Here is a 16,728-nt window from a genome sequence, read left to right as displayed (position 1 = left end):
CGCGCCCGCTTGCAACGTACAAATGATGCAAAAACCCCCGGAAACCCACAGGCCGAGTGCCTGAGAGCGTCCGGGGGCTGTATTTCTTCAGGCAATTACGCCCAAAGCCGATCAATAACGGTAATGATCCGGCTTGAACGGTCCCTCTTTGGGCACGCCGATGTAGTCCGCCTGGGTCTGACTCAACTGGGTGAGTTGCACGCCCAGCTTCTCAAGGTGAAGCGCAGCCACTTTCTCGTCGAGATGCTTGGGCAGAACGTAGACATCGTTCTGATACTCGTCCGACTTGGTGTAGAGTTCGATCTGGGCAAGCACCTGGTTGGTGAAGCTTGCGCTCATCACGAATGACGGGTGGCCGGTTGCACAACCAAGGTTCACAAGGCGCCCTTTGGCAAGGATCAGTAGGCTCTTGCCTTCGGGGAAGGTGACCATGTCGGTGCCTTCCTTGATCTCTTTCCAGTCGTAATTGTCGAGCGCGGAGATCTGGATTTCGCTGTCGAAGTGGCCGATGTTGCACACGATCGCCATGTTTTTCATGTTCTTCATGTGCTCGCCGGTGATCACATCTTCGTTGCCGGTGGCGGTCACGAAGATATCGGCACGCTTGGTCGCCTCTTCCATGGAGACAACTTCATAGCCGTCCATTGCGGCCTGAAGCGCACAGATAGGGTCAATCTCAGTGACCATAACGCGCGCGCCGCCGTCACGAAGGGAGGCTGCCGAACCTTTGCCCACATCGCCATATCCAGCGACACAAGCGACTTTACCCGCCAGCATCACGTCGGTTGCACGGCGGATGGCGTCAACGAGGCTCTCTTTACAGCCGTAAAGGTTATCGAACTTCGACTTGGTCACGCTGTCATTGACGTTGATTGCCGGGAACGGGAGCTTGCCCTGCTTCGCGATCTGGTAGAGGCGCATGACGCCCGTCGTGGTCTCTTCCGAGACGCCTTTGATGATCTGGACGCTCTTCGTGAGGTAGCCAGGCTTTGCCTTCACATAAGCTTTAAGAGCGCGTTGGAATTCGATTTCCTCGGCATTGGCAGGCGCAGGCATTTCTTCGCCCGCTTCCAGCCTTGCACCCCACAGCGCAAACATGGTCGCATCGCCGCCATCATCGAGAATGATGTTAGCAGTGAGATCGGGATCAGCATCGGTCGACCAATCGAAGATACGACCAACATAGTCCCAATAATCCGCCAGCGTTTCGCCCTTGATCGCGAACACGGGAATGCCCTGATCCGCAATCGCAGCAGCGGCGTGATCTTGGGTGGAGAAAATGTTGCAAGTTGCCCAGCGCACGTCTGCACCCAAAGCCACAAGCGTCTCGATCAGAACAGCGGTCTGGATCGTCATATGAAGCGAACCGGTGATGCGCGCGCCCTTCAAAGGTTGGGCCGCGCCATACTCTTCACGCAGAGCCATAAGGCCCGGCATTTCGGTTTCAGCAATAGCGATCTCGTCGCGGCCATATTGGGCAAGCGCGATATCCTTGATCACATATTCGTGGGTGTGAGCTGCGGTGGCCATGGACCATCTCCTAAAATCTGATGGGCGTGTTGTTTGGGTCGACGCAGGTCAACAAACATGCCGCGTCATAAATACTGGGCGCGCTCATAGCCGCCTTGAACCCCATGGGCAATCAGAACATAAAGTTTTCTTTATATCTTGATATGCCCTTACCGCAGTATGACGAAATCAGTCTTCCAGCCTTCAGCTCGGATCAGGGCCGGATCAAGGCCGGATCACGGCCGCTTCTCCCAATCGGCCGTCATATTGTAGGCGATCCTGGCTTGAGACCTTGCTTGCGCCATTTGAGGGCCCTGCCCTCGCCCTATTGGCGGTCGCTCGGCGCTCAGCAGATAGCGCGCCTTAAGGGCAAGGTGGCCTGCCTCGAGGCTTTGCGACAGCTCGCGGACCTCTTGCTTCAATTCGGCACACGACAGCCAAGGGTGACCATCGCCATAGGAATTGGCAATCCTGACCCCCATCCGGTCAAGCGCGCGTGCCGGGTCTGGATCTCCATAGCTCGCAGCAAAACTGTGCCGCAACGTCCGGCCCGCAGCATTCAGGAGCGTGGAATGGGTCGCAGAGAATTGGTGGTAATCGCGCTGAAAGTCATTCGGGCCCAAGCGACAGCGCAATGATGTCACCATGAGCATAATGTCGAGGCTGCGAAGCGAATGTGCTTCGTCAAATCCGTTGTCGGCATGAGCAGGCGCTGTGATCGCTGCCGATCCAAGCGCAATTGCGATCACCATGCCGGCCGATTTTGCAGCGAGCCGAAAGCCCGTATCCGAACGGTTTTTCTGCTGTTTCATAGTCTCAGTCCCCAAAGGCATGTGTGTTCCACCACGCGCCAAAAGGTCGCTTGATGAGTTTACCCGGTGTTCAAGATGTGGAGTTAAGGAAAGTAAACCAAGCTACCCCATCAAAACCCACGAAAATTCCAACGTTGTCGAGCCGCTGATTGCGCCTATATCGGTTGAGAAATCCGGACGCGCAGCGCATCTAGGTGCGAGTCCTTAGACCCCGATGGAGACAATGATGACTATTTCAGTTGGCGATAAAGTTCCCGAAGTGAACATGGTGAAAGCGACCCCGGAAGGTCCACAGCCGGTCAAAGCATCGGAGTATTTTGCAGGAAAGAAAGTCGCGCTTTTTTCCGTACCAGGCGCATTCACCCCGACCTGCTCGGCAAAGCACCTTCCCGGATTTGTTGAAAAAGCGGCAGACCTGAAAGCGCAAGGCGTCGATGAAATCGTCGGCACCGCGGTCAACGATGCGTTCGTTATGGGCGCATGGAACGAAGCCGCAGGGTCCAGCGACATCACCATGCTGGCCGATGGCAATGGCGAATTTGTCGAAGCTGTTGGCCTCACGATGGACGGCTCAGGCTTTGGCATGGGCAAGCGCGGTCAGCGTTTCTCGATGGTGATCGAAGACGGCACCGTCACACAGCTCAACGTCGAAGAGCCAGGCGACTTCAAAGTGTCCAGCGCAGAGCATATGCTTGGCCAGATGTAATTCTTGTCGAGCCGCATCGGCTCTTCATCCCATTCACGTTTAATTCTGTCCCCGTGTGCTCAATTGAGCGCTCGGGGACAGCTCTTTTTGGGCATCCCACAAGATCAATTTTTTGGCTTTTGCGGAGACTCAAATGAGACGTGTAGTCCTTCCCATTGGATTTGCAGTGCTTGCCGCTGGCTGCGCTATAGGCGTCTCGGCACAGCAACCAGACGTCCCGACCCCTGACCTATCTGCGCAGGCAGAGCTCTTGCGCTCGGACGGAGCGCCAGCAGTCGGTTTAGCGCAAATCTCGTGTCAGACTGTCGATTTTGGCATCTCGGGCTTCCGATCCAGCGCGAGCGATCAAAAGGTTGGTAAAGAGGCGATTTTCAACATTGGCTCTAACGCTAAGAGCATGCTGGCGGTGGCGGCGATCCAGCTTGAGAAACAGGGCCTCCTGTCGCTTGATGCACCACTTTCAGTAGGCTGGCCCGAAATGGCGGAACGCCACCCCGATAAAGCTATGATTACCCTTCGCCAATTGTTGTCGCACACCAGCGGATTGCCCGCTTTTGATAGCGGCGATGCGCTATCGCAAGTCCCGTCAGAAGGAACCACACCGCAAGCAATCCGGCTGAACGCGACAGAGTTCTTCTTGTCGCAGTCTTTGGAAAATGTGCCCGGTGAAACAGTCACTTATTCCAACGCTGGCTACGTCATCGCGGCAAGCCTGCTGGAACGTGTGTCGGGGATGGAGTTGGAAGGGCTTTTGCAGTCCCACGTCTTCAAGCTATTTGGCTTCATGGCAGCGGTCGGTGAACCACGAAAGCTGTCGCCCAATGGATTGGTCGGTCACTATGTCTCAGAGGGAGAGATAACCCCCTATCTTGAGGATGAGCCGCCTATTCCCACCTTTCTTCAGGGTGCAGGTTATGTCTCTGTGACGCTCGCAGATTATGCGCAGTATGTGCAGGAACACCTGTGCGCGCTCCAGGGCGCGGGCAAGGCTCTAACGCAAGACAGTGCGCAAGAACTGCACGGGCGCTTGGCTTCATCGGACGAGCCGCTTGGTTGGGGCAAAACGCAAATGGGGGAGACTGAGATCAGCTTTCATATTGGCGGGACCGGAGCCTTCACCGCAATAGCGGCCCTTTCAGAGGCGCAAGACAAAGCGATCATCGCCTTAGTCAGTGCAGGCGGAGCACCCGCTGCACAGGTTCAACAATGGGTCATACAGAACATTCGCCCTTAGCAAAGGGACGGCATTAAACCCCAGCTGCTCCAGATCGCTACTGCCCCGGAAGTGCGTAGGTGACGGTTGACTGCGCCAACACGGTGCTCTCGTCATCCTGCCAAAGCCGCACATCGACCGTCGCCAATCGTCGGCCAAGCTTGATCAGATGTGCATCGGCAAAAAAGTCGCGTGCCTCGACGCCTCGCAGAAAGCTCATGTTGAGATTGCTGGTTACGGCCATGGGAACAATCCCGATATGCGCAAGGATCACTGCATAGGCCGCGCGGTCCGCCACTGCCATTTGCGTTGGGCCGGATATAATCCCGCCCGGACGCAGCATCGCGTGCTCGGCTGAATTGCGCAGCCGCAGAAAGCCGGATTTGATCTCGACAAAGTCGTGAGCAGACCGGTCTTGCCCGGGAAATGCCTCGATAAAAAAGTCGACCAATTGGTCCGCGGTCAGGACGGGTTTGAGCTTTGCCATTCCCGCCCTTTAGCGATAAATTGGCGCGAGCTCAAAAGCCCATAAGGCTGAGCACTTCCTTGCGGCTTGCCGGATCATCGAGGAAACAGCCCATCATGCGGCTGGTCAGCATTTCGACCTCGTGCACTTTGACACCGCGTCCGGTCATACAACCATGCTCTGCCTCAATCACAACGGCGACACCACGCGGCTCAAGGTTGTTCCAGATACAGTCGGCAACCTCGGCGGTCAGGCGCTCTTGCACCTGAAGGCGGTTGGCATAGCCGTGGAGCACGCGGGCAAGTTTCGAAATACCTACGACCTTCTTGTCGGGCAGATACGCGATATGCGCCTTGCCGGTGATCGGGGCCATGTGGTGTTCGCAGTGCGACTGGAACGGAATGTCCTTGAGAAGAACGATCTCTTCATAGCCGCCAACTTCTTCAAAGATGCGCGCCAGGTGGATCGATGGGTCCTCCTGATTGCCGCGGCAATATTCAAGCCATGCGCGCCCTACCCGCTTTGGCGTGTCCAAAAGGCCTTCGCGGTCCGGATCATCGCCGGCCCAGCGCAGCAAAGTGCGGATGGCGTCTTGTACATCTTCGGGAACGTCAGGTTTGTTCAACGGATTATCCGGGTCAAATTCGCCATGCGAGTGGCTGTACATATTATTCATCGCATTACCTTTCTGTTGCCGCAAGACGGCATATTCATGGCAAGCAAGCGAACCCGGTGATGGTCCGTTATACTTCCTTTCGTGATCCCAAGGGTAAAAATCGCTGCATGCTCAAATAGTTCCGTGCAAAGTTTGCAACTGGTGAGCAAATGGTTTGATTGCAGCCGCCATAGGCCGCCCCGAACGGCAATATAGGGAAGTATTCCCAAATTGCACGCGATTACCATGAACGAAGGCGTCAGTCAGAGCTTTGCAAATGGCGCGAGGAGGACGCCCCTATCGCGGACGGCTCTCCTCTCAGGTTCTAGGCTGTATCCTTATTCCTTGGCATCGTCGGCCGACACAGGCGTGATCTTCGCTTCGGCTTTTTCGGCCTCTTTGCGTTCGTCGAAGACTTCGGTCATCTTCGCATCGCGTTCGTCGTCGATCAGCTTCTCGAAGTCTGGAAAGTGATCTTCCTCTTCTTCATTGATATGGTGACGATAGCGATGATCGAATTGCTTGAATTTCTGTAGCCAGCCCGGTGAGCTCATATCGGTAGCCGCAAGATCGTTCAGCATCTCGTCGATCTCCTGGTGCTCAGCGACCGAATGGCGGGTCTCGTCATTAGCGTCAGGCTCGGCAATCATTTCAGAATAGAGCGACTGTTCCTCTGCGGCAGCATGGCTTTTCAGTTCTTTGGTCAATTCTTCGAAAAGCTCACGGCGTTCCACGCTGTCACCTTGCGTTTTGGCGATACGATCCAACAGATCGCGCTGACGGTCGTGGTCTTGTTCAATGCGGGTGAGGATGACGGCTTGGTCACTCATGATAGCTCCATGGAATTGTGTTAGGGTGTATCTAAACAAACAGTATCGGGCGCGATCGTTCCGAATTGATCGGGATCACAGCAGACGAAGCCCGAAACCAAAAAGACCCACCCCTTTTTCAAGGGATGGGTCTTTTTGGCGCGCCAGGAAGGATTCGAACCTCCGGCCGCCTGATTCGTAGTCAGGTACTCTATCCAGCTGAGCTACTGGCGCGCATTGAGGTGCGGCACATAAGTGGGTGTGAGCGGAATGGCAATCCCTCATTCGCGCAAAATTGCGCTCTATTTTCGTTTTTCGAACAATTGAGCCGCCAATCGCTCGTCATGCGGGGGTTTTTCCAGCTGCATAATCTCATCTGGCCTAAACCAGGCCACCTTCCCGCCTTCCAACGCCTGCGGCAAACCAACCCAATTGGTGATTGTGTAAAGCATTATGACAATCGGCCGTTTGCCGGATGTGCGCGTTTCATCGGCGAAGAAAGCAGGCGTGCAATCGGTCGACTGGACAATGATGCCAAGCTCCTCGTGTAATTCGCGCTGTAGAGATTCTAAGGGAATCTCAGCGCCTTCCACCTTACCACCGGGAAACTCCCATAGACCGCCGTGCGCCTTTTCAAGGGGCCTGCAATGCATCAGCCAGCGCCCATCGGACCCTGCCAATGCACCGGCGACTACCCAGAGGGGAGCGTTGGTCATGTCGGATTATTTTCCACTTTCGGCTCTCTCATTAGTCTTTTCTTAATGGGTTTGGACGATTTTTCATCAGGTCAGGAACGTAAACACGGGTGACATCATGAAATTGACGACCTTCCTTAAGCACATTGGGAACGACAATTCTGGGGCCACAGCCGTGGAGTACGCTCTGATCGCGAGCTTGATCGTGGTGGCTATGATTGCATCATTACAGGGCGTTGCCCAGGTAACCGATGAAACATGGACCATGGTGAGAGATCGCTCAGTGGAGGCAATGAGCAACTAGTAACCAAATTGAAAGGTTCCGCATTAGGAATTTCTCAATTGCTCATCGTTTAGACCTCTGATCGTCCAAGAGGTTCCGGATCGTCCGGAACAAGGCGGACACGGGTACCGAAGACCAAAACCAGGAGACTACAAATGACTTTCATCAACAAACTCGCACGTGACGAAGCTGGCGCAACTGCAATTGAGTACGGCCTTATCGCTGCTCTTATCGCTGTTGCTGCGATCACCGCCATGGGCGCACTTGGTGGCACGCTCACCAACACCTTCAACGAAGTTCAAACTGACATGCAGGCTCCACTGGACGCTAACTAAGTCAGTTAAACCGTTAGGTTTAAAAAGAGAGCGGCGGGGATTTTCCCCGCCGCTTTTCTTTTGTCTGCAGTAAATTTGAATTGTCAGAACCCGCGAACGGGCTTCCCTGCAAGCTAACGGGAGCGCACGACCAGCTTCACCTTTTGCCCAGCGCGCAGGGTATCCACTTGGCCAAGACCATTGAGCACGCGGAAGCGTTCCTCTTGCCCGTTCTCATAGGCCATTCGCCGCGCAAGTCCCGAAATAGTATCGCCGCGCTGGACGGTTACAACGTCCAAACGCCGCGGAACCACCTGGCTTGCCTCTGATGCGGTGATTCGCCGCATCGATTGGAACATGGATCCAAACGGATTCGCACTGCCAGCAGGTGTGATCGTCGCAAAGTGATAAGCCCGATCGCGGGCAAATTCATAGGCAAACACCGTCACATCAACCTGGGAATTGCCATTGTTGACGCGCGCCTGCCCGTAAACAGCGGAGAGTCCATTGACCGTAGTGCGCTGCAATGATTGCGGTTCGAGGCTACTATTCTCTCCGCCAAGTGCAGCAAATTGCTGCCTCACATAGGTCGAAAGGTCGCCCGAATAGCTTGCAAGGGTCAGCTGCCCCTGCCCGCCTTGACCATTGATACTGACCGCGCGCGATGAATTGACCATGTAAAAGCCCTGCGGCGCGGTGAAACTCAGGCGCAGCTCAGGGTGAATAAACCGGCTTCCTTCGATCATGCCTTGCGCGGGATCATCGCCATAGATGAGGCCATCGATTCGCGAGAGGAAAGTGTCGCGATTCGTGACAGTTCCCGGCAGTCCTTGAGACGCAGAAAGCGCGCGTTGAACCCGGCTTGCAGGTTCGGGGTGGGTCGATGCCCATTCAGGCACGCTTGCATTGCGCCCCTGTAGCCTTGCATCGAGCGAATTTTGCGCAGCCAGACTTGCCAGAACGGTCCCCATCGCGCGCGGATCGTATCCGGCGCTCGTCAGATACTGGATACCCAGATCATCGGCCTGCGTTTCCTGAGAGCGTGAAAAGCTTAGCGTAAGAAGCTGCGATCCTTGAAGGAAAGTCCGGGAAACTGCGTCTCCGATCGAGCTATCGCCCAGCAACACGCCCGATAGAACCGCGCCCAGGACGCCGCCGATCTGGTTGCGTTGCGCCGTACGCTGGCGGCGCTGCGAATGGCGAGCGGCCACGTGGCCAACCTCATGCCCCATCACCGCAGCAAGTTCGGCCTCATTGTTCATGAGAGTGACGAGCTGCCGCGTGGTGTAGATATAACCGCCGGGCACCGCAAAAGCGTTGTTCACCGGAGAATTGAGAAGGCTGACGGTAAATGTCTCGCGCGCATTGCCGAGACCTGAGTGAACCGCGATATTCTTGCCCACTTGCTCGACATATTGTGCCTGAGAGCCAGTCATGGCCCCGCCAAACTGGTTCAGCAATTGCGGGTGGTATTCAGCCCCCTGCTGCGCTTCTGTGGTGGTGATCGGGGTGGACGCAGAGGGAATTGCGCCCCCGCCCATGCATCCGGTCAAAGCGAGCGCTAAGGTCGCTGACCCTACCATCCCGATCGTGCGCTTTATTTTCGCCATCTGATATCTCCCGCTTTCCAATAACCCCTTGGGACCATTGTTAACGGGAAATATACCTTGCGAGCAAGCCCTGCCGGCCTGGATTGCCTGATATCCGGGGCGTTTAGCCGCCCAGATCGAGGAAGCGTTTTTCGCGCAGTGCCAGAATCCCCGCGCTGTCCATCTTGCCAAGCTTATCAAGCTCTTCGCCGATGATCTTACCAAGAGTTGTCGCCATCCCTTGGGGATCACGGTGCGCACCGCCGACGGGCTCCTTAACGATACGGTCAATCACGCCAAGCTTCTTGAGGTGCTGGGCCGTGATCTTCATCGCTTGCGCAGCATCGGCTGCCTTTTCGGATGTACGCCACAGGATCGAGGCGCAACCTTCCGGCGAAATCACCGAATAGACAGCGTGTTCAAGCATAAGGACCCGCTCGGCGCTGGCGAGCGCAACGGCGCCGCCCGAACCGCCCTCACCCACGATGACCGAAACCATCGGAGTGGGCAGCGCGAGGCATGCCTCGGTTGAGCGGGCAATTGCCTCTGCCTGTCCGCGCTCTTCGGCCTCGATCCCCGGGAATGCACCCGAGGTATCAACCAAAGTCACAACCGGAAGGCCAAAGCGCCCCGCAAGCTCCATCAAACGGATCGCTTTGCGATAACCCTCTGGTTTGCCCATGCCGAAATTGTGCTTGATCCGGGTCTGGGTGTCGTGACCTTTTTCATGCCCGATAACGACCACGCGCCTGCCATCAAGCTTGGCAAAACCGCCCATGATCGCTTCGTCATCGCCGAAATTGCGATCGCCGCCCAAGGGCATAAAATCGGTGAAGGCGTGTTCGATATAATCGCGAAAATGCGGGCGCTGCGGGTGGCGGGCCACTTGGGTCTTTTGCCAAGGGGTGAGCGAGGCGTAGGTGGATGCGAGCAGTTCGCCGCTTTTGACCTCGAGACGCTCGATCTCGGATGCCACATCAACGCCGTCATCGCTTTCCAGCGAACGCATTTCCTTGATGCGCAGTTCCAGACTTGCAACCGGCTTTTCAAATTCGAGATAAGAAATCATGGGTTTTGCGCTAGTGCTTCGCGCGCTTCTGGGCAAGAGGGTGGCGCGAGTTTACCAACTCGACGAGCCGCGCAGCATCGACATGGGTGTAGATTTGTGTGGTTGCGATATCGGCATGGCCAAGAAGCGTTTGCAAAACACGCAGGTCAGCGCCCCCTTCGAGAAGGTGGGTCGCAAATGCATGGCGTAGGACGTGCGGCGAAATCCCCTTTGGGTCAAGATCGGCGCGCGCCGCAAGCTCTTTTAAAAGCTGGAAAAGGCGCACCCGGCTCAGCGGCTTTCCACCCCTTGATGGAAACAAAAACCGCGACGCAGGCTCCTTTGGGCGAACGGTAAGCCAGGCAGAAAGCACCTCTTTCGCTCTCTCGCTCACTGGCACCATGCGCGCGTGTCCGCCCTTGCCCATGACCGTCAAGAGTGGCGCATCACGCGGTACTGCGCTCAACGGCAGGCTCACCAGCTCGGTTGCCCGAAGGCCCGAGCCATACAGCAATTCAAGCAGGGCCAAATCGCGTATCGCAGCCGGTTTTCCGCTTCCTGCCTCCATTTCGGCGCGTTTGAACAGAGCATCGACCGCCTCATGGTTCATCACTTTGGGAAGCGGGCGGCGTGTGCGCGGCTTGGGGAGCGCGCCGGACGGATCATCCTCCCGCCATCCCTCTTCAATCGCAAATCCGAAAAACTGCCTTAGCGCAGATGTCTTTCGCGCAATGGTTGAAGGTGCAAGATCGCTCCACGCGCCTGCCAGTTTGGCAACAGAGGTTCGCGGCGCTTTGGCAAGATCGCCGAGCAGTTCCTCCGCTCCATCCAGATCGCGGGTGTAGGCGGCAAGAGTGTTTGCCGAAGCGCCACGCTCTGCGGCGAGCATATCGAGAAAATCCCGTGTCGAAGCCGACATGGGCCAGGTTACCCGCGCGCGACCGCCTCTGCGGCGATCATGCGGGCCTCTGCGTCAAGGCCAACCTTGTTCATCGCAGAAACGAGGTGATAAAGATGCACCGGAGTCATCTGGCTCCAGCTTTCCCCTTGCATCCCCAGACCGGCAAGCAGCGCAACCATGGCTTTGTTATCCACTTCGGCGGCGCGATCAATCATGCGGGTCCAGCGCGTCTGGCGATTAAAATCGACACCGACCTGGGCCCCGTAACCGCTAACATCGTCGCCCGGCAAACGGCCAAGTCCGCCAAGTCCCGCGATCAGAAATGCCGACTTTCGCAATTCTTCGCTTTCATCATTGCTGAGGAACCCGTCCACGCCCGCGATACTGGCCTGGCTTGCACCCGGATCGGCAAGAGCCAGAAGACCCCAGCTGAGCGAGCCCTCTTCGACAAAGGCACTCCAGGCCATTGCATCGCGGTCAAGTCCCGCGGTTAGCATTGATCCGATGAGTTGCGGTGCGTCGTCCAGATTTTCAGTTGCTGGCGGGATACGCGCGGCGGCATATGCGGTGAGGATCTGACCGGCAAAACCGGTGCTTCCCTCTCCCCAAAGCCCGCGCATGGCGGTAATCCGCGCAGTGGGATCAAGTGCGACATAGGCTTCCCTCAGGCGCGCGGCGCGCTGTGCAGCATCGCCGCCGACGCCTTCGTTGTTGTAAAGCTCGCTGTAGATGCCCACCAGCGCGTTTGCCGAAAACACTCCGCGCGTGGCGGCAAATTCGGCGTACGGGACACGCTCGGCCAAAGGTATGGCAGACGCCGCTGCCCCGGCGAGCTTGTAATAAGAGCCGGAGCGGCTTTCCAAAGCGGCATCAAGAATAGGCGCGGGAATTGTCTCACCGACGGCTTTGGCAAGGCTGAATTGCCATGGCGTGATCCCTTCAACGCCTTCCCAGTCAACCGTCGTTCCACCGCGACCACGACCGGCGGCCCCTGCGTATCGCTGAGCCAGCAGCAGGTCGATTTCAGGAGCGATTTCCTCGTTTTGCGCCGTGTTCAATTGGCGAGATGCAAGCGCACCTTCACCCGCATAGGCGTTACAGATCGCAGAGAGCATGACGCGTTGCGGATCTTCTGTATCCGAACCGCCCAAGCGTACGGCAGGACACGCGCCCACGACATCGCTTGCCCCGATGTAAGCGGTTATCGCCTCCGTGGTCAGCGCCTCGTTCCAATTGCCTGTATCGATGTCCTGAACCAGAGCCCTTGCAACAGTAAACTCGCCAATCGAATTGAGCACCCCTGCCCTAAGCGCAGCGAATTCCACCGGGTTCATGCCCTCGGGCGTCTCAAGACGACTGGCCAAAGCGCGGCGTACCAGTATGTGGCCCCAGCGCGACACCAGCGGTCCCTTGGTGCCCGCCAGTATCGCTCGCACCAGCGGCTCTGGCTGTTTCGCCAATGAATTTGTTGCCATGCCCCCTTCAGACGGGGCCAACACACCGACACGGGCCAATGACCGCCGAGCGGCAGGCGGAATATCGTATTGGGGCTTCAGCCCGAGAAGATCGTCGAGCTCGTCGGTTGAAAGCTCTTCCAACTCCTCAAGGCTGGGCAATCGCGACCGTTCTTCAGTAGAAAGCTGCGGCACATTGGGCACATTGCCAGGCAGGGTGCCCGGATTTGGCGCGGTCGGCGCAGATGGTCTGCTGCCTGGTGCAGTCGACGGGCCCGAAGGAGGCGCAACCGGCGGCGCGGCAGTCGGTTGCGGAGCCGGCGTTGGAGTAGGCGCGGGATCGTCAAATCCGGGTGGAAGAAGCGATTCGGGTGCGTCTTGTGCAATCGCAAACCCGCTTGCCAATGCTCCGCCCAAAGCGCCCGCAATCGCAAGCGCAGCAACTCCTGATTTCCAACCTGTCACGATTGATGCTCCAATGCAGTCGAAGACGGGACCGATTGCACAATCGGGTGCACAATTTTGTGCAGAGGCTCTTCACCGCCATCGATATACGCAAGCGTCAAAACCACAAACAGCGCACCGACCGCGTAAAACGCGAAGCGCAGTTTTGAGCGTCCCTTCGCCTGAGGAAGGGGGAACTTCTGTTTTTCAAGACGCGGATGGGATTGGACTGGATGCTTCATCGAAATGGCTGAATTGTAATTCTTGGCATATTGCGCAGGGCTTACCCCAAGTCTAGGCCCACAGGAAACACGAAAAATCGAAACGCCGTCACAGACGCCGAAACAGGAGCGGGGAAACTTGAATACGTGATGAGTGATCACCTTGCGATGGACGAGGGCGAAATTGCCCGGATAGCTGCGCGCATCAAACACCCGATTGTCCTGGTGGGTTTGATGGGAGTAGGCAAGTCGACCGTCGGGCGCAGGCTTGCCGAGGCATTGGGGCGCGACTTTGTCGATGCAGATGACGAGATCGAAAAAGCGGCCCAGCGCTCTATCGCGGAAATATTCGAGGAATTTGGCGAGGCCTACTTTCGCGATGGCGAGCGACGCGTCATCGGGCGCCTTATCGAGGAAAGCAGTGGGGTTATCGCCACAGGAGGCGGCGCATTCGTAGATTCTGAAACACGCTCGCTCATTCTTGAAAAAGCAATCGCCGTTTGGATCGACACCGATATAGATATTTTGGTGGAGCGCACATCGCGTCGCAACACGCGCCCCCTGCTTCGCAATGGTGATCCCAAAGAGATTTTGACGCGGCTCCACGAGAACCGCGAACCCTTTTATTCTCAGGCTCAAATCCGGGTGGAGAGCGAAAATGCTCCCCACGCAGAAACAGCCAGAGCAATCCTTGAGGCAATTGATAGATGGCTGTGACCCGAGCTGAAACCATTCGAGTTGAATTGGGCGGACGATCTTATGACGTCATTGTAGGCGCAGGCCTGCTCGACCAGATCGCTGTTCTGGCAGAGCCGTTCCTTGCATCCTACACGGCGCGTCCTGTGCCTATTGTATCGGACATCAATGCAAGAGAGCATCACGGCGCACGGATCGAAGCATCGCTGGCAAAGGCAGGATATGAGGCTGTCTGGTACGACGTGCCCTCTGGCGAAGCGTCGAAAAGCTGGAGCGGGCTGGAAGAGCTCACCAATTGGCTGCTTGCCCTTGGGGTGACGCGTTCGGATTATATCTTTGCGCTTGGCGGCGGGGTTGTTGGCGACCTTGTCGGCTTTGCATCGGCGATCCTCAAACGTGGTTGCGGATTTGTACAATTGCCAACGACCTTGCTGTCCCAAGTCGATAGTTCGGTTGGCGGCAAGACCGCGATCAACACGTCTGCTGGCAAAAACATGATCGGTGCGTTTCACCAGCCTTCACTGGTTCTTGCCGATATGGACACGCTCACCACCCTTCCAGACCGCGAAATGCGCGCAGGCTATGCCGAAGTCATAAAATATGGCCTTCTGGGAGACCCGGAGTTTTTCGATTGGCTGGAGGCAAACGGTGCCGGTGTCCTTGCGCGCCAAGAGGGGCCACTCCAGCACGCCATCGCGACAAGCATCCGCGCAAAAGCTCGCATCGTCGCAGAGGACGAACGCGAAACATCCGGTGTGCGCGCGTTGCTCAATCTCGGGCATACATTCGGCCATGCACTGGAAGCGGAAACCGGATTTTCCCACCAACTGCTTCACGGGGAAGCCGTAGCGCTTGGAATGGTGCTGGCCGCGAAATTCTCGGCACGGCGCGGGGATATCACCGGACAGGATGCGAGCCGGGCCGCTATCGCAATCGGGGCAAGCGGGCTGCCTGCCCAAGTCCGTGATCTTGGCCTTTCATGCGATGGCTCGCGCCTTGTCGACCACATGCGCCACGACAAGAAAATGGAAGGATCAGGCACCCTTCCCTTCCTCCTGCTCAAAGGTCTTGGTGAGGCGTATATGGCTCGCGATGTAGAGCTTTCCGATGTCGCAGCGTTTCTGGATGAGGAACTGGCATGACTCGCTTCATCGACCTCTCGATCCCCATCACGAATGATGTGATTTCCGATCCAGAGGTCATGCGCCCCAAGGTCACTTACATGACCCATGAGGATACGTGGGAGCAGATCGCGATGTTCTTCCCCGGTCTTCAGAAAGAGGACCTGCCTGATGGCGAAGGTTGGGCGGTGGAGATGCTGGAACTGTCCACGCACAACGGCACCCATATGGACGCGCCGTGGCATTATCACTCGACAACCGATGAAGGTGCGACCCTTGCGCCCAGCATCGATGAAGCGCCGCTCGACAGGTTTTTGCGCCCCGGAGTGAAGCTCGATTTCTCGCATCTCCCGCACGGCCATGTGGTAAGCGCAGTTGAACTTGAAGAGGCATTTATCAAGATCAACTATGACCTCCAACCCCTTGATATTGTTCTGATACAATCAGGCGCGGTGTACGGGACTGACAACTTCACCGACCAAGGCGTAGGGTTGGGCGCGCAGGCCACTTTATGGCTGACCGAGCGCGGAGTTGAGGTGGTGGGCACCGATGCATGGAGCTGGGATGCGCCCTTTAGCCACACTGCAAAACGCTGGGCCGAAACGCGCGATCCCGAAATCATCTGGGAAGGCCACAAGGCGGGCCGTATCCGCCCCTATTACCAGATCGAAAAGCTGACCAATCTGGACAGCCTGCCTTCCCACGGCTTCACCTTCAGCTGCTTCCCTGTGAAGATTGAACGAGCGAGCGCGGGATGGATCCGCGCGGTTGCTATGGTGGAGGATGAGAGCACGCTATGAACGGGCAGGTCATAGTCCTGAATGGAGTGAGCAGCGCCGGGAAAACCACGCTCGCCAAGGCGATCCAGAAATATGCAGCCGATATCTGGCTTCACGTTGCCATGGACTCCTTTGTCGCCATGTTGCCCGACGGGCGCGAATTTGATCGCGAGTGGTTTCCTGTCACTCAAACCAGTCATGACGGTGATGACCTGCCGCGCATCAGCAACGGCCCAAGCGGAGAAAGCTTGCTGGGCCAGATGCGCCAATTGGTTCAGCAAATGGCAAACGCGGGCTTCAATGTCATCGTGGATGAAGTCGCCGAAAGAGCGCAAATCGAGGATTACCGCAGCCGCCTTGGTGCATCATGCCTGGTTGTGAAAGTCGATGCTCCGCTGCCCGAACTCGAGCGCCGTGAACGCGAACGTGGCGATAGGCTCACCGGTTTAGCTCGCGAACAGTCGTCACGATTGCACGACGGTATCAAATACGATCTGGCGGTGAATACCCATGCGCAGACACCCGATGCATTGGCGCGCGAAGTGCTGGAAAATATGTCCTCAGCCGGCAGAACGCGGAAGTTTGGTCACTTTCCCCGAAGTGTCCTGCGCGACTTCGCCTTCCATCATCGCATCATGCTCGGCAAAAAGCCGCTCGATTTCGGCGCGCTTTTCCAAAAGCGTTTGTGCAATACCGGGCGCAAGGCTCTCACCATCGCCAATCTGACCAAGCAAACCTGCGATATCGCTAGCGGTTGCCTCTCGAGCCGATTTGAAAAAATGGCCCTTACGGTCGAAATATCCTGTACCTTTTTTCGCCACGACTTGGCCCCCATAAACCATTGCACCAACAATATCCGATTCGGATATCGAATAATCAAGCAATCGGGCCAAAGGGGCCAGCATATCTGTGTAAAAGGGCACCAATTGATCTAAATCGAAACACAAAGAGGACAAATATTACCGCGTCCCATCATGATCTGTCAGTTCAGAACAAGGGATGAAGACTGGGCG

General features: G+C 56.7%; 19 protein-coding genes and 1 tRNA gene. 8 read left to right on the top strand and 12 right to left on the bottom strand.

What is annotated here, in order from left to right:
- Window positions 1-111: 111 nt before the first annotated feature.
- Both ahcY and AC0V6Q_RS03105 read right to left on the bottom strand, forming a co-directional pair.
- Complete coding sequence (gene ahcY / locus AC0V6Q_RS03110; RefSeq protein WP_486166965.1) at window positions 112-1,530, bottom strand: adenosylhomocysteinase; 1,419 nt, start codon at window positions 1,528-1,530, stop codon at window positions 112-114.
- A gap of 215 nt (window positions 1,531-1,745) precedes the next feature.
- Window positions 1,746-2,321: an S-adenosyl-L-homocysteine hydrolase gene (locus tag AC0V6Q_RS03105; RefSeq protein ID WP_486166964.1), complete on the bottom strand. Its 576-nt coding sequence runs from the start codon at window positions 2,319-2,321 to the stop codon at window positions 1,746-1,748.
- Window positions 2,322-2,547: 226 nt separating this feature from the next.
- On the opposite strand from AC0V6Q_RS03105, the gene AC0V6Q_RS03100 reads away from it, so the two are divergent.
- Together AC0V6Q_RS03100 and AC0V6Q_RS03095 are read left to right on the top strand one after the other, a co-directional pair.
- Complete coding sequence (locus AC0V6Q_RS03100; RefSeq protein ID WP_486169237.1) at window positions 2,548-3,027, top strand: redoxin family protein; 480 nt, start codon at window positions 2,548-2,550, stop codon at window positions 3,025-3,027.
- A 133-nt stretch (window positions 3,028-3,160) separates the two neighbouring features.
- Window positions 3,161-4,261, top strand: a complete 1,101-nt coding sequence (locus AC0V6Q_RS03095) for a serine hydrolase domain-containing protein (protein ID WP_486166963.1) — start codon at window positions 3,161-3,163, stop codon at window positions 4,259-4,261.
- 37 nt (window positions 4,262-4,298) lie between these two features.
- Here AC0V6Q_RS03095 and AC0V6Q_RS03090 read toward each other — a convergent pair whose 3' ends face one another.
- From AC0V6Q_RS03090 to AC0V6Q_RS03070, 5 genes are all read right to left on the bottom strand, one after another.
- Window positions 4,299-4,727 (bottom strand): PaaI family thioesterase, encoded by a 429-nt coding sequence (locus AC0V6Q_RS03090; RefSeq protein WP_486166962.1) that lies wholly within the window; start codon window positions 4,725-4,727, stop codon window positions 4,299-4,301.
- Between the two features lie 31 nt (window positions 4,728-4,758).
- A complete protein-coding gene (folE, locus tag AC0V6Q_RS03085) occupies window positions 4,759-5,382 on the bottom strand; it encodes a GTP cyclohydrolase I FolE (RefSeq protein ID WP_486166961.1) in 624 nt (207 codons plus the stop codon).
- Window positions 5,383-5,699: 317 nt separating this feature from the next.
- On the bottom strand, window positions 5,700-6,191 hold the full coding sequence (locus tag AC0V6Q_RS03080; protein WP_486166960.1) for a hemerythrin domain-containing protein: 492 nt from the start codon (window positions 6,189-6,191) through the stop codon (window positions 5,700-5,702).
- 136 nt (window positions 6,192-6,327) lie between these two features.
- Window positions 6,328-6,404, bottom strand: a tRNA-Arg gene (locus AC0V6Q_RS03075).
- A 68-nt stretch (window positions 6,405-6,472) separates the two neighbouring features.
- Window positions 6,473-6,886 carry an NUDIX domain-containing protein gene (locus tag AC0V6Q_RS03070; protein ID WP_486166959.1) on the bottom strand — a complete coding sequence of 138 codons (414 nt, stop codon included), beginning with the start codon at window positions 6,884-6,886 and terminating at the stop codon, window positions 6,473-6,475.
- A gap of 97 nt (window positions 6,887-6,983) precedes the next feature.
- Between AC0V6Q_RS03070 and AC0V6Q_RS03065 the strand changes: the two genes are divergently transcribed.
- Together AC0V6Q_RS03065 and AC0V6Q_RS03060 are read left to right on the top strand one after the other, a co-directional pair.
- Window positions 6,984-7,169: a Flp family type IVb pilin gene (locus AC0V6Q_RS03065; RefSeq protein ID WP_486166958.1), complete on the top strand. Its 186-nt coding sequence runs from the start codon at window positions 6,984-6,986 to the stop codon at window positions 7,167-7,169.
- 134 nt (window positions 7,170-7,303) lie between these two features.
- Window positions 7,304-7,483, top strand: a complete 180-nt coding sequence (locus tag AC0V6Q_RS03060; protein ID WP_486166957.1) for a Flp family type IVb pilin — start codon at window positions 7,304-7,306, stop codon at window positions 7,481-7,483.
- 113 nt (window positions 7,484-7,596) lie between these two features.
- Here AC0V6Q_RS03060 and AC0V6Q_RS03055 read toward each other — a convergent pair whose 3' ends face one another.
- The 5 genes from AC0V6Q_RS03055 to AC0V6Q_RS03035 form a co-directional block, all read right to left on the bottom strand.
- Window positions 7,597-9,072 carry a M48 family metalloprotease gene (locus AC0V6Q_RS03055; RefSeq protein WP_486166956.1) on the bottom strand — a complete coding sequence of 492 codons (1,476 nt, stop codon included), beginning with the start codon at window positions 9,070-9,072 and terminating at the stop codon, window positions 7,597-7,599.
- Window positions 9,073-9,175: 103 nt separating this feature from the next.
- Window positions 9,176-10,120 carry an acetyl-CoA carboxylase carboxyltransferase subunit alpha gene (locus AC0V6Q_RS03050; RefSeq protein WP_486166955.1) on the bottom strand — a complete coding sequence of 315 codons (945 nt, stop codon included), beginning with the start codon at window positions 10,118-10,120 and terminating at the stop codon, window positions 9,176-9,178.
- A gap of 10 nt (window positions 10,121-10,130) precedes the next feature.
- A complete protein-coding gene (locus AC0V6Q_RS03045) occupies window positions 10,131-11,018 on the bottom strand; it encodes a tyrosine recombinase (protein ID WP_486166954.1) in 888 nt (295 codons plus the stop codon).
- 8 nt (window positions 11,019-11,026) lie between these two features.
- A complete protein-coding gene (locus AC0V6Q_RS03040; RefSeq protein WP_486166953.1) occupies window positions 11,027-12,919 on the bottom strand; it encodes a hypothetical protein in 1,893 nt (630 codons plus the stop codon).
- Window positions 12,916-13,140, bottom strand: a complete 225-nt coding sequence (locus AC0V6Q_RS03035) for a hypothetical protein (RefSeq protein WP_486166952.1) — start codon at window positions 13,138-13,140, stop codon at window positions 12,916-12,918. Before AC0V6Q_RS03035 ends, AC0V6Q_RS03040 begins: the two co-directional genes overlap by 4 nt.
- A 129-nt stretch (window positions 13,141-13,269) precedes the next feature.
- Between AC0V6Q_RS03035 and AC0V6Q_RS03030 the strand changes: the two genes are divergently transcribed.
- From AC0V6Q_RS03030 to AC0V6Q_RS03015, 4 genes are read left to right on the top strand one after another with little or no spacing between them, the layout of a single operon-like run.
- Window positions 13,270-13,836: a shikimate kinase gene (locus AC0V6Q_RS03030; protein WP_486166951.1), complete on the top strand. Its 567-nt coding sequence runs from the start codon at window positions 13,270-13,272 to the stop codon at window positions 13,834-13,836.
- The gene (gene aroB, locus AC0V6Q_RS03025) at window positions 13,827-14,957 is read left to right on the top strand and encodes a 3-dehydroquinate synthase (protein ID WP_486166950.1); all 1,131 of its coding nucleotides are present in this window, start codon (window positions 13,827-13,829) and stop codon (window positions 14,955-14,957) included. Before AC0V6Q_RS03030 ends, aroB begins: the two co-directional genes overlap by 10 nt.
- Window positions 14,954-15,736 carry a cyclase family protein gene (locus AC0V6Q_RS03020; protein ID WP_486166949.1) on the top strand — a complete coding sequence of 261 codons (783 nt, stop codon included), beginning with the start codon at window positions 14,954-14,956 and terminating at the stop codon, window positions 15,734-15,736. Before aroB ends, AC0V6Q_RS03020 begins: the two co-directional genes overlap by 4 nt.
- Window positions 15,733-16,650, top strand: coding sequence for a phosphotransferase-like protein (locus AC0V6Q_RS03015; protein WP_486166948.1), 918 nt, complete (start codon window positions 15,733-15,735; stop codon window positions 16,648-16,650). Before AC0V6Q_RS03020 ends, AC0V6Q_RS03015 begins: the two co-directional genes overlap by 4 nt.
- The last annotated feature ends 78 nt before the right edge of the window (window positions 16,651-16,728 follow it).

Source organism: Erythrobacter sp. S227 (assembly GCF_057364925.1).
This window is presented reverse-complemented; position numbering and strand designations above follow the sequence as displayed.

Coding starts and splice junctions, on each gene's coding strand:
- folE (WP_486166961.1), bottom strand. CDS start 5,382: ATGAATAATATGTACAGCCACTCGCATGGCGAATTTGACCCGGATAAT.
- AC0V6Q_RS03095 (WP_486166963.1), top strand. CDS start 3,161: ATGAGACGTGTAGTCCTTCCCATTGGATTTGCAGTGCTTGCCGCTGGC.
- AC0V6Q_RS03045 (WP_486166954.1), bottom strand. CDS start 11,018: ATGTCGGCTTCGACACGGGATTTTCTCGATATGCTCGCCGCAGAGCGT.
- AC0V6Q_RS03080 (WP_486166960.1), bottom strand. CDS start 6,191: ATGAGTGACCAAGCCGTCATCCTCACCCGCATTGAACAAGACCACGAC.
- AC0V6Q_RS03035 (WP_486166952.1), bottom strand. CDS start 13,140: ATGAAGCATCCAGTCCAATCCCATCCGCGTCTTGAAAAACAGAAGTTC.
- aroB (WP_486166950.1), top strand. CDS start 13,827: ATGGCTGTGACCCGAGCTGAAACCATTCGAGTTGAATTGGGCGGACGA.
- AC0V6Q_RS03065 (WP_486166958.1), top strand. CDS start 6,984: ATGAAATTGACGACCTTCCTTAAGCACATTGGGAACGACAATTCTGGG.
- AC0V6Q_RS03055 (WP_486166956.1), bottom strand. CDS start 9,072: ATGGCGAAAATAAAGCGCACGATCGGGATGGTAGGGTCAGCGACCTTA.
- ahcY (WP_486166965.1), bottom strand. CDS start 1,530: ATGGCCACCGCAGCTCACACCCACGAATATGTGATCAAGGATATCGCG.
- AC0V6Q_RS03050 (WP_486166955.1), bottom strand. CDS start 10,120: ATGATTTCTTATCTCGAATTTGAAAAGCCGGTTGCAAGTCTGGAACTG.
- AC0V6Q_RS03020 (WP_486166949.1), top strand. CDS start 14,954: ATGACTCGCTTCATCGACCTCTCGATCCCCATCACGAATGATGTGATT.
- AC0V6Q_RS03090 (WP_486166962.1), bottom strand. CDS start 4,727: ATGGCAAAGCTCAAACCCGTCCTGACCGCGGACCAATTGGTCGACTTT.
- AC0V6Q_RS03015 (WP_486166948.1), top strand. CDS start 15,733: ATGAACGGGCAGGTCATAGTCCTGAATGGAGTGAGCAGCGCCGGGAAA.
- AC0V6Q_RS03060 (WP_486166957.1), top strand. CDS start 7,304: ATGACTTTCATCAACAAACTCGCACGTGACGAAGCTGGCGCAACTGCA.
- AC0V6Q_RS03070 (WP_486166959.1), bottom strand. CDS start 6,886: ATGACCAACGCTCCCCTCTGGGTAGTCGCCGGTGCATTGGCAGGGTCC.
- AC0V6Q_RS03030 (WP_486166951.1), top strand. CDS start 13,270: ATGAGTGATCACCTTGCGATGGACGAGGGCGAAATTGCCCGGATAGCT.
- AC0V6Q_RS03100 (WP_486169237.1), top strand. CDS start 2,548: ATGACTATTTCAGTTGGCGATAAAGTTCCCGAAGTGAACATGGTGAAA.
- AC0V6Q_RS03105 (WP_486166964.1), bottom strand. CDS start 2,321: ATGAAACAGCAGAAAAACCGTTCGGATACGGGCTTTCGGCTCGCTGCA.